Source organism: Pseudoalteromonas sp. NBT06-2, from assembly GCF_002276045.1.
Lineage (GTDB): Bacteria > Pseudomonadota > Gammaproteobacteria > Enterobacterales > Alteromonadaceae > Pseudoalteromonas.
This window is the reverse complement of the sequence record NZ_NQMR01000005.1, coordinates 58791-74538: the sequence shown is the minus strand read 5'-3', so window position 1 is coordinate 74538 and position 15748 is coordinate 58791. Positions and strand designations below refer to the sequence as shown.

Here is a 15748-nt window from a genome sequence, read left to right as displayed (position 1 = left end):
CTATTTTTATAAAATCCTCGTATCTTCTTCCTTTTTAAAGTGCATTTTTATTGCAATTACCTAACATACTTTATTAGTATAGCGTCATATCAGTTTTATAATGATATTAGCAGTAGGAATTTGCTCTCGTTAAATGAGTATAAAAGGAAAATAAAGTGAGACTGGAACAATTTGAACAGTTTTTAGCACTAGCTAAATTTCGTCATTTCAGACAAGCAGCGGAAAATTGTAACTTAAGTACCTCAGCGCTAACACGAAGCATTCAAACATTAGAGCAAGAGCTCGACTGTAAGTTAGTAACAAGATCGACACGTTCAGTCTCCATTACTGAATCAGGAGAGCTTTTTTTACAGTATTGTTCCGATACCTTAAGTCAATTTGATCATTTCAAACAAAACTTGCATCAATTCAATTGCAATAATACAACCCGAATTAAGATAGGTGTTACTCAAAATACTGCTTCAATTACCCCCCTTGTTTGCAACAAATTTATGGAAAAATTTCCAGATGTTAAAATTGAAATTCAACAAAAAAATAGCAATGAATTATCAGATAAATTAGCCTCTGCTGAATTAGATATCATCATAGATAGCCCAAAACAATTATCAAACAACTTACCCATAACTGAACATTTAGTTTATTTACCTGATCAAGTTATTTTGTTTGTAAATAAAAACCATGCATTAAGCTCTGGTACCAATATAGATAAAGAAACTTTAACGCCTTATCCTATTCTTGGTTGCTTATCAAAAAATTTACAAGTACAGAAAATGCTTCAGGAGACAGCTGCATCATTACAAAAACTAACAACGATGAAAGTGGGTACATTTGAACAAATCATTGGATATTTAAAAGATGCTGAGCATGTCGCACTTGCAGGTATAGAGCATACAAATGAGATAGAGCATAATCCCGAACTTGTGATCATTAAACCCGAAAAACTACTCCAATATTTCAATTTGGCTATTTCTGTTGCCAGCGATAAAGAATCTCATCCTGATATATTAAATTTATTAAATTATATAGCTGAAGAAACCAAAGTTTAATTATCGTATAATGAACTTCCTATAAATAAATATTATTAGGTCACTTTGTGGATAGCAGTAATAAGCAATTCTCTCATACTATTGAAAAAATGCTTGATAGCATTCATCATAACGGATATGACGTTATTGAAAATGCCATTCCCGAACATTTAATAAAACAGTTATATCAAAACTGTTTAACGGCTCCTGATAAATTTAATTCGGCAGGGATCGGCCGCCAACAAAGTTTGAAGCAAGATGCAAGAATTCGAACAGACAAAACTTTTTGGCTTGATAGTAAAAACCAAGAACAAACAAACTACCTAGCATTAATGGATAAAATTAGATTAACTATAAATCGTTATTTTTATTTAGGTTTATTTGACTACGAAAGTCATTTTGCAAAATATGAAATCGGTGACTTTTACAAAAAACACTTAGATGCATTTAAAGGACGTTCAAACCGTGTATTTACAACGGTATGTTATCTGAATACCCCTTCTAAAGGTGGAGAGTTATTAATTTATTCAGATAGTTCAAACCACATTATTGAAAAAGTCATTCCAAAAGCAGGAACCCTTGTTGTATTTGAAAGCGAACGCTTTCCGCACGAAGTCATGCCTGCTGATGATGTTCGTTACTCTATCGCCGGTTGGTTTAGAAAAAATAACTCAGTATCAGGCACAATAGATCCATCATCATAAAATATGAAAAGTAAGTTAGCGAGTCTATTAATCAAAAATATTCACTAACTCTGTATTCTCAACTTAAAGCCAATGGGAATATTTCTGAAATAGATGATTTTAGAGTACCGGTCATATCACCAACAAAACATATTTTTGACTCTGCTGGTACTTTATTAAAAACAGCCTCTATTTGTGCTTGAATTGAACCGTTTTCCACTTTAAGTTCTTCAGCATAATAATTATCTTGCTCAACTTTTACGTTCGTTAAAGCCTCAAAAGCGCCTAACCCTACTGGTGTAAAAACAATTTCATTGTTTTCAACAATCCCACCAGATAAACAACAATAAATTTCTTTATCATCTACTAGGGTATGATAAACATGAAATTGAATATCACCTTGATGATCTAGTTGTAATATATCTAGTATTTGTTTATTTGTTTCTTCGCTTGCCGTTACATTAGTCAATAATTCGCTGTTAATTTGCATATTGCCTCCATTGAAGTTCAAAATATTGTCACTTACTAATCTTAACAAATATTAAACAAGAAACGTGCCAAAGATCTTAACAAGAAAAAGATAATCAAGAATTTAGACCCGTATAAATTCATGGTTATTCCCTGATGATGAATCATAACGCCGTAATTTTTTTCTGCCAAAACTCCCGTAGGGCAAGACGATAAGCGGTCAACTGCATTGTTATAAGATATGAATTAATAATGACTTAACCACACATTTTATACCTAGCATTTAGCACGCCTATCGACTTGCTAAAATTGCGTATCTCCATTTAGTATGGGTATATACCCAAGCCACTTCAAGATGTGAGGTTCAGGACTGCTGAGCAATTCATGATCTAGGCGCATCTTTGCATTAATGGTTACTCCCTTAAAAAAAGATGGAACAACGAGCATGATTTGCTCAGAAGTCCCTGTAAGGTTGGTTTATAAATACTTTATGCAGCGTTATTGATTTTGAAAAGGGAATAACCATGTTCTTCAATCAATGCCTTGCCTAAAGCATTTCTAATTCCAACTGAATCCTGCATCTTGAAGTGGTTTGGGTATATACCCTTTTTTCGTTTCGTACATATAAGCTGTAATATTAAAAAACCATAAATGAAATATCTAAATGTGGCAGTTAAAAACATTCACCAACATATTTTTCAGCGTTAAGATATCAACCAGACATTGAGCAGAGTGAATTTCAAAATTTTCATTTGAACTACTTTTTAAGAAGCATTATTTGAAGTCTTGAGCTTAAATGCACTCAATTAGCAATGGATCAAAATATTTTTATGTCAATAACTAAAAATGAATATGTCGTGTAAAAATAAAATGAGTCAAACTTCGTCGAACATACTGCTAATAAAATCAAAAAGAAATAAGTATAATCTTCTCTCACTAATGTTCGCCATATGATATTTAACTGCGCCTTAAATGATATCGACAAACATCATTTAGTTTTAACATAAGTTATCTTCCTCCGCAGATAAGAAAAATGAATATAAAACCTTTGGTTCTCGTTATAAATACGGCATTAACAACCACGGCTTTTTGCCATAATAGTGTTTATGCAGAACATATTACTGACAAGAATACGATCGCTGCTACCGACATAGAAGTGATTGAAGTAACGGCTAGAAAATGGCAAGAAAACATTATTCAATCTCCAGTAACAGTAAATTTGTTTTCTCAAATTAATCAGATGAACTTAGATAATATCGCTACGGTTAGTGGTAATGTAGCATTTGAACAATCTTCGGTTCAAACACGTACTATCATTCGGGGCGTATCTAGCTACGATACTAGTTTAACTGAACCTGTTGCTTATTATTATAATGATATAGCTCTTCCTTTAGGCGGAAACCAGTTACCAAGACTTGCAAATTTGCAGACTTTAGAAGTAATAAAAGGACCACAAGGAAGTTTATATGGTCGTAATTCACAAGCAGGTGTTATTAATCTTAAAAGTCAAAAACCGAGTAATGACCCAACTGGATTTGTAAGCTTAACTTATGGCCAACAAGATGGTGCTATACAAAAATCACCAGTAAAAGACATTAGTATATATGCAAATAATACAATCATCGATTCAACCTTAAAAGGTAATATCTATATCGCCTACAAAGATGAGAAAGGCCCTTTTTATAATCAATATTTAGCAGATAAAAAAACAGCACAACATGAACAAAAACATATTAACGGACAACTTGAATGGCAAACACAAGATAACACCGTAATAAATCTATTCGTATTGAAGGAACGTAATGATAATGGAAAAGGACAATTGCGTTACAATACAGGCCCATTGTCAACAGGTATGTTTATGGTTAACTATAATACCCTGACCTACGATAATAATGAAATAGATCTTTATGGTTTAACCATTAATCACACATTTGATGATTTGATGCTCACTTATATCACAGGGATAAGTGATTACCAACGTAATTTTGAAGCTGACTTAGATTTATCACCTGCGCCTATCCCATCAACACTGATGCAGACAACGAATAAAGCTCTTTCTCAAGAGTTTAGGTTAACAAATATCAATAACAAAAATATCAAGTGGTTAATTGGTGCTTACTTATATCAACAAGATACTGGCACTGATTTTACTATTGGGGGAAGCCGTTTATTGGCAAGAAGCCAACGAGTTTCAAATATAGAACAAAATAGTGCATCATTTTATGCCCAGTTAGATTGGCAACTCTTCTCTAAATTGTCGATAACATTAGGTGGTAGAATTGAATTTTTAGAGCAAGACGGTAAACAAAAATTCATCAATAATTCTGTTGAAAATAATTATCAAAAAAAATTAAATACAAACGAATTTCTAGTAAAAGCAGGCATAAAGTATCAAATAAATTCAAACCATATATTTTTCGCTTCATTTGCTCAAGGTTATATACCCAAGCCACTTCAAGATGTGAGGTTCAGGACTGCTGAGCAATTCATGATCTAGGCGCATCTTTGCATTAATGGTTACTCCCTTAAAAAAAGATGGAACAACGAGCATGATTTGCTCAGAAGTCCCTGTAAGGTTGGTTTAGAAATACTTTATGCAGCGTTATTGATTTTGAAAAGGGAATAACCATGTTCTTCAATCAATGTCTTGCCTAAAGCATTTCTAATTCCAACTGAATCCTGCATCTTGAAGTGGTTTGGGTATATGCCATCAGGCTACAATTACGCTGCGGCACAAGGAGAAAGCTCCTTCACTTATGATAATGAAAACAGTGATAATTATGAAATTGGGTATAAAAGCGCCTTTTTAGATAACAACTTAACCCTTAGTGCTTCATTGTTTAATACTAAGATCCGCAATAAGCAAATTGTCGATTTATTACCCGGTTTTATACAAACTATTAACAATGCTGCGAAAAGCACCAATAAAGGTGTTGAGTTATCTGCACGCTACTACGTAAATAAAGATCTTATATTAGCAGCTCATTATGCAGCATTAGATGCTATTGCTGAGGAATATCAATTAAATGCCTTTAATAGCACTGGATTTTCGACTATTGAATTATCTGGAAAACACTTACCTTTAGCGGCAGAAAATACTTACGGTATGTCAGTTGAATATTGGCTTTCAGACTCATTGTCTTTTAAAGTAAATGCCCTAGGAAGTAGTGATTATTATTTTGATATAAACAATACAGTCGAGCAAGCAGGTTACCTAAAATTTAATGCTGAATTGATGTATGAATATAAAAATCTAACAGTAACATTATCCGCCGATAATTTAACTAATGAAGAAATATTAAGTCGTGCGGTAATCACACCAGTTGGGATTGCAGTTGAAGATGCAGCGCCTCGTTATGTATCAATCAATGCTAAGTATGGCTGGTAAAAAGATGAATTTTGCTAATAAAAAACAGAACTATTTACTCGAATTGGTTCATGCACCTATTAGATGGAGTTTACTTGAATCTGCTTTAAAGTTACATTTGTTTGATCATATAACTCAATGGAAATCATCACTTGAAATCGCCAAAATATTGCTGCTAGACAAGTCCTCATGTGATATTTGGCTGATAGGATTAACATCATTAGGCTTACTTGAAAAGTCAAAAAAAAACTATCGTGTAGCACCGTTATACCGTGAATATTTATCAACTAATACGGAGCAAAGCATGGCTGTTTTGCTTCCACACATGGCAAGTTTACGACATTGTCAAACGAACGAATTCATTAAGCTTTTAAAAGAGAAGAAACACCCGATTAAACAAGGAAAATTTTTCAATGCCCTGCATTGGGAAAATACAGTTAATAAACTCAGAGCTCACCATCGATGTGGTGCGACAACCTTTTCTTTAGCGCAGCTATCAAAACTTAATTTATGGCTCGATGCTAAAAAGATAATGGACTTAGGCGCTGGCTCCGAGCAACTCGCCATTAAAATTACTGATGTTCATCCAAGCATTCATGTAACGATAGTTGATTTACCCGGCTGTGCTGACAAAATCAATCAAGCATTAACAGAACAACAAAAACAAAGGGTAAGCGTATTATCTGGTGATTACAATGACATGAAATTGCCCAAACAATACGATATTGTTTGGGCGTCAATGTCTCTTTATTATGCTAAAAACCTCAGTGAACTTATAAATAATATAAAAAAGTCACTAATACAAGGCGGTTGTTTTATTAGCTGTCATGAAGGGTTAACACATCAGAGAACCCAACCAGAAAAACATATGGTGGGTAGGTTACTTCCCTCTTTAACTGGTAACAACGTCTCTTTCAAACAAGGAGATATTGTTACTGCAATGCTAAAAGCAGGTTTTAGACAGATAGTAAGTCGTACAATCGAAACAAATATTGGCCCCATAGATTTAGATATAGGGTACGTATGATACAACTCAATACGAAAAATAATGGTATTAATAATATTGAAGCGCATGATATATCCCCTAGTAACGTTAAAGTCATAGCAAATACACCTAGGTTGATATCATTCAAAATCACATTAAAGCAACAGCTGTCATTATTAATAGCTTTAATGATTAATGCGATGGCTCATGGTTATTTTTCAATTGTATTTCCAATTATTGGCCGAGAATACACTTTAGAACAATGGCATATCAGTTTTATTTTATCGTTATCAGCAGGCGCAATGATTTTATTTACGCCTTTGTGGGCGAGGTTTTGCGATAGATTTGGCCGAAGAAATATTTTTCTAACAGGCATTGCTAGTTCATCACTATCCTGTTTCGCGCTAGCTTATTGCTTTTCAAATAATAATTTTACAGGTGCCGCTATATTTTGGTTGTTTAGTACTTTTCTCACAATACGTATATTTCACAGCGTTTTCACTGCGGGAGTTCACCCAGCAGCTCAAGCTATATTAGCTGAGACTTCGGCAGAGAATAAGCGTGCAAAAGTAATGGCTTTCATGGGAGCCTCTTTTGGGTTAGGAACTATTTTAGGTGGTGCATTAGCGATGTTTACTGGAGCAAATGGCGTTACCTTAGGCTTTAGTATTATTTTAATTTTATTAATTATTGCATTTGTTATTTGCTATAAATATCTACCTGAAACATACATAAAGCCCACTCAAACCACTAAATTTACAATAAATATAAAAGCACTAACGTCTATGCTATTAACAACATTAGGTGTTATTGCAATTTATAGTGCTTTACAGCCATTAACTGCTTGGCGCATGCAAGATGATTTTGCTTTAAATACTGAAGAAGCCATTAAGTTTACAGCTGCAATAATGATGAGTTCAATGGCCTCAATGATAGCTATACAATCATGCATAGTCCCAATATTAAAATGGCATTATGCACGTTTACGTAGTTTTGGCTATATTATTAGTGTGATTGCAATGTTATGTGCAGCCTTGGTAAATACGCCTATTTTATTACTTATGTCTATGGCTTTATTTGGTATAGGCGTTGGTCTGTTAATTCCTGGAAACTTAGCTGCTATAAGCATAAATACTGCTTCACAACATCAAGCTAGAATCGCAGGAGTAAATGGTACGTTTAAGGGGTTAGGCATGGCGACAGGGCCTATTTTAGGTAATGCTTTATACGCCATTGATAGCACTGCTTTTTATTGGTTATCTGCATTAATGCTGTTTACTTTACAGACTTTATCTAATAGTCTCATTTTCAAAAAAGCATAGGAAAGTATTACCAAGAAGAGTTGATCTTTTGTAAGCGATATTCGCGAGGTGAAAGAGAAAATTTCTGTTTAAATAATTGAGAAAAATGGCTCGCACTACTAAAACCGCATAATAACGCAATATCAGTAATAGCTCTTTTAAAGTCAACGAGATATTGCTTTGCTCGCTTTAATCGATAACCTCTTAACCAATCAAATACGGTAAGACCAAGCTCTTGTTTAAATTTTCTATTTAAACAACTATGGCTTATTTCAACCATCGCTGCTAATTTTATTAAAGTAGGAGGAGTTGATATATCAGATATTAGTATATCAATAACTTTTTGTATTTTATTATCTTGTATTGTTTTTTTTAGGTTTTCATTAGGGGTAAGCCATCGAGCTAATACCTGTAATGCTTCGGCCTCAGCTAAAAGCCTATCAGCCACATTCTTCATTGGGTTATCAATCAAACCTTGCAACCAATTCATAATAGGCTCTTGTTTAGCTAATCTGACCATCTGATTTTCATATGACAATAACTGCATTTCATCACTGTCTTTAAAAGCAGTTCTTAATCTATCCGTTTCATATTTTATAACCAACATTTTATTATGTGTATAAGCGGATGTTTCGCGGCACAATGTGTTTTCAGATATCGTAAAAAGCCAAATATCACCTGCACGTATTACACACTTATTTTTTTCACCTAAATAATTAAATTGACTTAAACCTTCAATGCCAAAAATAAGTAAAGTAATATCATTTTCATAATGAATTTTAGCACTGTAATTTTGAGTAAACAGGCAGTCACTTATAGAACAACAAATATCTTCACAAATATCATTAATCACCACATTAGAAAAGCCTAACTCCTCTGGTAGTTTTTTTTTATTCCATTGACCTACTTCTCTATTTTCTCTCAATAAAGTTTCATTTTTAATGATGACTGCTGGATTAATCATAAAACCGTCCATACAAATACAAATGAGAATTACTATAAATAATAACTTTATCATAAGTATTAGTGAAGGATATCTAAAATGATCATTTTATAGCAATAAAAAAGAATACTAAAAAATATTTAGTTATACCCTTGCTACTGAGAAATGAAGGTTTCAGAGCTTGGATAGGAGTACAAGGCATGATTTGTAATTCATGGTACTCGTTAATTATGAATCATAACGCCGTAGTCATTTTCTATACTAACTCCCGTAGGACAAGTCGATTAATATATCCTTTAGAGCTTTAATAAATTAACCATCTTTCATAAAAATGCGCGGTACCATTGGAACAAAGCAATCGATAGCATTGCTAATAAGATTTTATTGTATTAAAGCAAAAAGCATAGCTAATCCATATTCCAGTATATCTATCTATTCACGTCCTAGCTTTCTAGTCATTATATACCCAAACTATTTCAAGATGCAGAATTCATAAGGCAGTGGCCGCTAACCTTGATTTGCTTACGAATAGAAAAGCCAGACGATCTTGTGAGTCAGTAGGCACGACTCATGTGTCATTGATGCATTTATTGCAATTAAAAGCATTATTAATGGTGTTTGGACTAAGCCTTGATAGACTTACATGACAGAGCTAAAAGTGTACAAAGTGCGAAACAAGATATCATCTAACATAACCACACAAATAACAGCTTGTAACGGTTAAATGCACCAAAAAGGCTTAAAACGTTGCTAAAAGATGTGTTCATTTTAATCGGGTCATGTCCCACTTTGGTTGAACAAAAAATTAAATTCCATTATTATACAATAAAGAAAAGTAATAGTTCTCATTTGTGATTATGTCCATAAGACACATTAGCTTCACTAAATTTTTAACTGGCGCGAAACTTTTGCATCAGTCGCATCAAAGTAGAGATATTAGCCAACAAGTAAAACAGGACGTTGGGAGACAACATTATCAAATCAATCCAGACTATGGTCAGGGCTGGATCCAAATTTCTCCGTTAATATCAGGCTCTAGCCTAGTCACCATGAGCTTTACACCTAAATATGATATTGAAATATTTGAACAAGATATAAAGCATTCAGGGCTAGGTTTCACCCTGTGTCTTGAAGGCAAAGTTGAGTGCATTGCTGATGATGTGAAAATAATGGTTTCAGAAGATGAATCTTGCTTTCAACGCTTTCAATCTGTTTGCCGTTATGGTGCTTCTCGCTTTGCAAAAGGCATAAATCACAAATACTTAACCATGCACCTTTCACATGATTGGTTAACGCAGTGCGGTCGCTCTTTGGGATTGGCTATAATCAATGATAGATATTGGTCTGGATTATATAATTTTGGAAAATACTCTTCTCAAACTAAACTGCTTGCTAGTACTGTTTATCAAAGTGTATTAAATAATACCGTGAACCATCACCTGCTATCAGCTAAAGCGCTGGAGTTATGGTCACTGCAGTTGGAAAAATTTCAAAAACTTGAAAAATTTAACGTCACCACGAGTTCATTACGTAAAGCTGAGGATGTTGCCAGAATTATCCAAGCAGAACAGTTCATAAGAGAAAATTACCAGTCTCCACCTAATTTATTATCACTAGCTAGATACATAGGTATTAATGATAACAAACTCAAATATGGCTTTAAGGAAATATATCAAGAGACGGTTTTTTCTTATTTACGAAAAATCAGGCTAAAACGAGCAAAAGAGTTACTCTCCTATCAATGTTATTCTATATCTAAAGTTTCGCTGGATGTTGGATACACCAGTAGTAGCCACTTTGCCGTCGCATTTAAAAAAGCGTATGGATTAAGCCCCCGAGATTATCAAAGGCAATTGTTAAACACTGCCAAACAAGAATAACAAAAACTCCGACAAACAAAGGTATTTCTCCGTCCAACAAGCGTCTTTTATTAGCCGCTCTTTTACCATATATTCTTTTATGAATTACAAGAGAGACTCCTTTGAAATGCTACCTAATACCTATTCCTTTATGTTCTTTGTTACTCGCTACTTTTTCATTAGCCAATACTGATACAGAGCAGGAGATCGAGAAAATCACAGTTAAAGGCAGTAAAATGCAGTCTGAGTTGATGCAGGTCCCTGCATCAGTGAGTGTTATCGATAGTCAGCAAATCAATCAAGCCAGAATTGAGCGACTGACAGATATAGAACACTTTGTACCCAACCTGAAATTCAGCCAACTAGGTGAGGTAGGAGCACAATTTATTAGTATTAGGGGTATAGGTGCTAATCCACTGAGCGAAAATCGTGTAACTGTTTATATTGACGATATTCCTTATCGCACCGTGAATGACAAGTTATTAATGGGCGTGAGTCAGATTGAAGTTTTACGGGGTCCGCAAGGCACACTATATGGAGCTAATACAGAAGGAGGAGTGATTGTAATTAACACAAAAATGCCAGACACTGATCTAACGGCTAAAGGTGAAATTAGTACTGAACACTATACTAATGGTAGTAGACAAAATACTCGCTTTAACGTAGCTAGTCACATTAATGAACAATGGTCTGCCCGTGTTACTGTAAGTCGAGAGCAAGGTGACACTTATACACAAAACATTGATCCTTCAACTAACAATAAAGGTGATATTGAAAATTCAGCAATATTAGCAACTCTAAATTATTATCCGACTGAGCGATTAAGCATGAGCTTGCAATATGCCGGAGAATTTAATCGCGCAAACGGCATTTATGAGCAAACCTATATTCCGATGAATGCTGAACTCTACAACCAGGTATTTGCTCAATCAAATCCGGTATTTGAGCAAATGTTTGGCATTGCTCAAATCAATGCTAACCCCATAGCTAGTCAGCATGAATATCATATGGATGACATTCGTGTTTATGATGAGAACGAGCGCTCCCTGAACTTTAAAATCAATTATGACTGGGATCACTTAAGTTTAGTTTCTGTAACCAGTATGCTGAACAAAGAGTCCTATGGCTGGGGGGCACAATTTGAATTGACCAGCTTACCTTTTATCAACACAGGTGGTGACGATAGAAGAGATCAACTGTTTCAGGAAATACGCTTACTTTCACCTGAAAAAAATGGTATTTCATGGGTAACAGGTATTAGCGCATACAGAGGTAAACGAGAGTTTATTGTTGGCTACAAGGATATTATTGGCGACGCGACTGACTTCATTTCATTAGTCCCATTGGAAGAAAGCAGTACGGACATTGCAATTTTTGCAAGCAGTAATATTGAGTTTGATAATAACTGGATACTGACGCTAGGCGGACGATATGAGCGGGCAAAACGCGAATCTTTCAGAGCCAGTAATAGTGCTTTCATTCTTGGTGGTCAGGTAACTGCTGTATTTCCTCAACTAGACGAGTCAGGCAGCTATAATGAATTTTTGCCAAAACTCGCGTTAGCTTACCAATTTAATGAACAAATTAATGGATATATGTCTGCAGCCAAGGGCTGGCAACCCGGTGGATTTAATGACGATGCCTTTACTGATGAAGAATCGCGTAAAAACGGCGTAAAGTTTAAACCAGAAACCATTTGGAATTACGAAATGGGCTTTAAAGGGTTAACTCAAAATAACGACTTATACTGGAGCATATCAATCTTCTCATCTTATGCTGAGAACTGGCAAGAAATGAACTTTTTACGTGATACATCAGGCAAAGCGGTTTCAACTTCTGTGGTGATAAATGCAGCAGAACTCAATGCCAAAGGTCTGGAAGCTGAATTCAAATGGCAACCAGCAATAAATTTAAGTGTACATGGTAGTATTGGCTATACCGACAGCGAGTACAAAAATTTTGAACTCGCTTATGGTAAAGGCTTTTCTGGCAACAGCTCAATTATGATGCCTAAGAGCAGTGCCAATGTAAGTGTAAATTATCACTTTACAGACAATTGGCAGGCTCACTTACAACTGTCAGCCTATGGCGATATGTATCTAGATCTCGATAATAAAGTAACGCAAAAAAGCTACGAAGTTGTTGATGCCAATATCAGCTGGACTCTAGATAACTACCGAATAACACTTTTTGCCGATAATCTACTGAATGAGTATTACTTTACCGGACAGGCCTTTGCAGACTTCACTTTCCCAACAGAAGGTTTGTATTTTTCTAGTCCAGCTAAACCACGTCGTTTAGGTCTATCAGTGGAAGTCGATTTCTAAACAAAAACAATTAACAAATGTGTTATTGCAGGTATGAGATGAAATTACTGAAAAGTACCCAAGCAAGTCTTTAAATTGAGTTGATCGTTACAATAATGTAAGGGCTAATTTAACTAGAAGATTAGTCAGTTTATTATTAATAAAAATAAAAGCCCGAATATTTCTATTCGGGCTTTTATTGATAAGTAAGAGCTAAGTAATAGATTTAAAATCTATTACTTCATGCCGCCCATTAAGCTATTATCTAATTGTTTTTATTAAACTTGTTAAATGGGAGATCGTGCTGACACCCCACTTCATACCCCTAAAGTTCAGATGCTTGAGTTAACCTTTGAAAAGTAATGAAACATCGTTGTTTCATGTTTGTAAAAATTATTTTTAATAATTGACTTAAAAATCAAAACTCTAACATTTTCTGTTCATTAAATTCATACCCTAGCGCTTTATAACCTTTTTCACGTTTCTTCCACATACGCTGTAATGTCGGGAAATCATCAATAAAGTCGTAAACTTGAATAACAGTTTTACTACTCCATTCTCGCTGAATGCGCCCAGCGTATTGCGCTAAAATGCCTTTCCAAGCTATCGGTAGCGTTATAAATAAAGTATCTAAATGTGGTAAATCAAAACCTTCACCTACATATTTTCCTGTTGCCAAAATAACAATAGCTTCACCATTACTTGGTTGACTAGATAACAGGGTGATTCGTTCTCGCCTTTGTTTGGCAGAAATACCGCCATGCAGTTCAACAACCTTTATTCCCTTAGCAGTCATCATCTTAGCAAGTAATTCAATATGCTCTTTTCTTTCAGTAAGTACCATTACAGATCTATTGTTATTCACCGATAGCTCTATGCTGTTAACGATTATTTCATTTCTAGCTTGGTCACAAACTAAGTGTTTATAAACTTGAGATATATGTGGTTTAGTTTCAGGGATTAACCATTCTGATGGGAAACTAGTATCAGTCTTAATCACCTTCACATGTTGTTCAAAACTATTGGTGGTGCTTGCTGCCTTATAAACAACAGAGCCTATTTGGAAGTGCATTAATTTTTCTAAACCATCTTGGCGTTTAGGTGTCGCTGTAAATCCGTGGATATATTTAGCATTTACTGACTTTATCAAACACTCATAGTTTGATGCAGGCAAGTGGTGGCATTCATCTATTAATATTTGCCCATATTTTTCAATGGCAGGTTTAATGTCTATCCCATTACGACTTACTAAACTTTGATATGTAGCAACATCAACTTCATAAGTTAATTTATCCTTCCCTCCCAACAATGAGCCTACTTCCACATTAATTAAGAAGACCTTTATCCGTTCAAGCCATTGTTCCGCCAATTGTCGGTTATGAACCAAGATTAAAGTATTTACCTTTCTCTTAGCGACAAGCGCCAATCCAGTAACTGTTTTACCGAAGCCCGTTGACGCAACAAAAACACCATTGGTTTGTGAAAATAATGCATCAACAGCTTTCTTCTGTTGGCTTTTTAATTTACCTTTGAACTTAATTTTTTCTAGTTGGCTACCTTCAAATCGTTTATCGATGTATTCAATCTCTATTGTTTGGCCTGATATGATGCGAGTAACTTCGGTTAAACAACCTCTAGGTAAGGTTAAATAACCATTTTCTATATGCGCAGCACAAATATATCGACTAGTGCCAATGGTTGATAAACGTAACGCTTGTCGTTTGTAAAATTCAGGATTAGAAAATACTGCGCAATGCTTCAACTTAGAGGTTAATTTTCCGGGTAAATTAGCAATTGGAACATATAACTGATCAGCTAGAGTCAATGTGACCTTCTGTGGGCATTCGTTGATCTTAATGATTTCATTGCCATTAAGTTTCTTCCATGGTTCGTTATTTTCAATGTCTTCTGGCGTTATTTCAATATAAGAATTTAGCTGATTCAGCGTTGATTGAAGCTGCGGTTTAGTCACTTTTCGAGTAGCAGCCAGTATTGACCACTGATCATTATAAGGCACGCCTTCATTATTAATGAAAACACTATTATTATATTTTCTTGGCTCTAACTGTAGTGGTAAAGCAATCAGGTTACCAAAGCCGCCCTCTGGCATAATATCTTGATTAGGAAATAGCCTATCGAAGCAATCAAAGGATAATAACGGGTATAACTCCATTGTTTTACGAAGTAAACCATTGCCTAATCGTCTGGCATCACTAGCAGCTATAGCTTCTGAAAAAAAGATCCATATATGGCCACCGTTACCACTTCTTGAACGTTCTAATAGATAGGGAATACTTAACGAGTCGCAAGTCGTTGCAAACGCAGATGTAGCTTCAAACCAATCCTTTTTATCAAAATCAGCCGCAAGTAAATACGTTGAATTATCACTTAATAGAGGATAGATGCCGATGGTTTTAATACCTTTCAAATGTCCATAAACGGCTTGATTATCAGGTACTTTAAAGTTCTGATTTTTACATTCAGTACAGCTAATTTTTGGTTTGTTACAAATCTTGGGCTGCCATTCATTCCAACAAGCAGGTGAATAACCACTTCTACCGTTTTTTGATTCCCATCTAAATGGGTAAACATCGTTTCGGCCTTTAAAATATGAAAGAAAAAGGTCAATTTTAGATTCGGGAGAGGCGTGTAGATTGAAGTTTTGAGCTAATTCAGCTTCATGTTCAGTTATTAACGCTTGACGATCATTAAGCAAAGCAAGCCGCTCTTCATTTAATAATTGAAGACGAGCATCTAGTTTAGCAAGTTTATTAATATGGTTTTCAGGCATGATGATAACCTTACCAA

12 protein-coding genes are annotated in these 15748 nt (G+C 34.9%); 8 read left to right on the top strand and 4 right to left on the bottom strand.

The genetic code is table 11. The annotated features are described in order from the left end of the window. The first annotated feature begins 155 nt into the window (after window positions 1-155). Window positions 156-1046 carry a LysR family transcriptional regulator gene (locus CJF42_RS01985; RefSeq protein ID WP_095365062.1) on the top strand — a complete coding sequence of 297 codons (891 nt, stop codon included), beginning with the start codon at window positions 156-158 and terminating at the stop codon, window positions 1044-1046. Between the two features lie 89 nt (window positions 1047-1135). After that, window positions 1136-1729 carry a 2OG-Fe(II) oxygenase gene (locus tag CJF42_RS01980; RefSeq protein ID WP_095365123.1) on the top strand — a complete coding sequence of 198 codons (594 nt, stop codon included), beginning with the start codon at window positions 1136-1138 and terminating at the stop codon, window positions 1727-1729. A 58-nt stretch (window positions 1730-1787) separates the two neighbouring features. Here CJF42_RS01980 and CJF42_RS01975 read toward each other — a convergent pair whose 3' ends face one another. Then, window positions 1788-2198 (bottom strand): hypothetical protein, encoded by a 411-nt coding sequence (locus CJF42_RS01975; protein WP_095365061.1) that lies wholly within the window; start codon window positions 2196-2198, stop codon window positions 1788-1790. 281 nt (window positions 2199-2479) lie between these two features. Then, the gene (locus CJF42_RS27145) at window positions 2480-2623 is read right to left on the bottom strand and encodes a hypothetical protein (RefSeq protein WP_170940438.1); all 144 of its coding nucleotides are present in this window, start codon (window positions 2621-2623) and stop codon (window positions 2480-2482) included. A gap of 586 nt (window positions 2624-3209) precedes the next feature. On the opposite strand from CJF42_RS27145, the gene CJF42_RS27140 reads away from it, so the two are divergent. The 4 genes from CJF42_RS27140 (at window position 3210) to CJF42_RS01950 (ending at window position 7853) form a co-directional block, all read left to right on the top strand. After that, window positions 3210-4676: a TonB-dependent receptor gene (locus tag CJF42_RS27140; protein ID WP_212668770.1), complete on the top strand. Its 1467-nt coding sequence runs from the start codon at window positions 3210-3212 to the stop codon at window positions 4674-4676. Between the two features lie 150 nt (window positions 4677-4826). Then, window positions 4827-5567: a TonB-dependent receptor domain-containing protein gene (locus CJF42_RS01960; protein ID WP_141235462.1), complete on the top strand. Its 741-nt coding sequence runs from the start codon at window positions 4827-4829 to the stop codon at window positions 5565-5567. Continuing rightward, window positions 5521-6573 (top strand): class I SAM-dependent methyltransferase, encoded by a 1053-nt coding sequence (locus CJF42_RS01955; RefSeq protein WP_095365059.1) that lies wholly within the window; start codon window positions 5521-5523, stop codon window positions 6571-6573. The genes CJF42_RS01960 and CJF42_RS01955 overlap by 47 nt, the downstream gene beginning before the upstream one ends. Beyond that, window positions 6570-7853 (top strand): MFS transporter, encoded by a 1284-nt coding sequence (locus CJF42_RS01950; protein WP_095365058.1) that lies wholly within the window; start codon window positions 6570-6572, stop codon window positions 7851-7853. The genes CJF42_RS01955 and CJF42_RS01950 overlap by 4 nt, the downstream gene beginning before the upstream one ends. Before the next feature lie 7 nt (window positions 7854-7860). On the opposite strand, the gene CJF42_RS01945 is transcribed toward CJF42_RS01950, so the two are convergent. Next, window positions 7861-8796 carry a helix-turn-helix transcriptional regulator gene (locus tag CJF42_RS01945; RefSeq protein WP_170940436.1) on the bottom strand — a complete coding sequence of 312 codons (936 nt, stop codon included), beginning with the start codon at window positions 8794-8796 and terminating at the stop codon, window positions 7861-7863. An 887-nt stretch (window positions 8797-9683) separates the two neighbouring features. Here CJF42_RS01945 and CJF42_RS01940 point away from each other — a divergent pair. Both CJF42_RS01940 and CJF42_RS01935 read left to right on the top strand, forming a co-directional pair. Continuing rightward, the gene (locus CJF42_RS01940; RefSeq protein ID WP_170940435.1) at window positions 9684-10655 is read left to right on the top strand and encodes a helix-turn-helix transcriptional regulator; all 972 of its coding nucleotides are present in this window, start codon (window positions 9684-9686) and stop codon (window positions 10653-10655) included. Between the two features lie 101 nt (window positions 10656-10756). Continuing rightward, window positions 10757-12961: a TonB-dependent receptor gene (locus CJF42_RS01935; protein ID WP_141235459.1), complete on the top strand. Its 2205-nt coding sequence runs from the start codon at window positions 10757-10759 to the stop codon at window positions 12959-12961. A gap of 397 nt (window positions 12962-13358) precedes the next feature. On the opposite strand, the gene CJF42_RS01930 is transcribed toward CJF42_RS01935, so the two are convergent. After that, window positions 13359-15731, bottom strand: a complete 2373-nt coding sequence (locus CJF42_RS01930; protein WP_095365054.1) for a TOTE conflict system archaeo-eukaryotic primase domain-containing protein — start codon at window positions 15729-15731, stop codon at window positions 13359-13361. Window positions 15732-15748 lie beyond the last annotated feature (17 nt).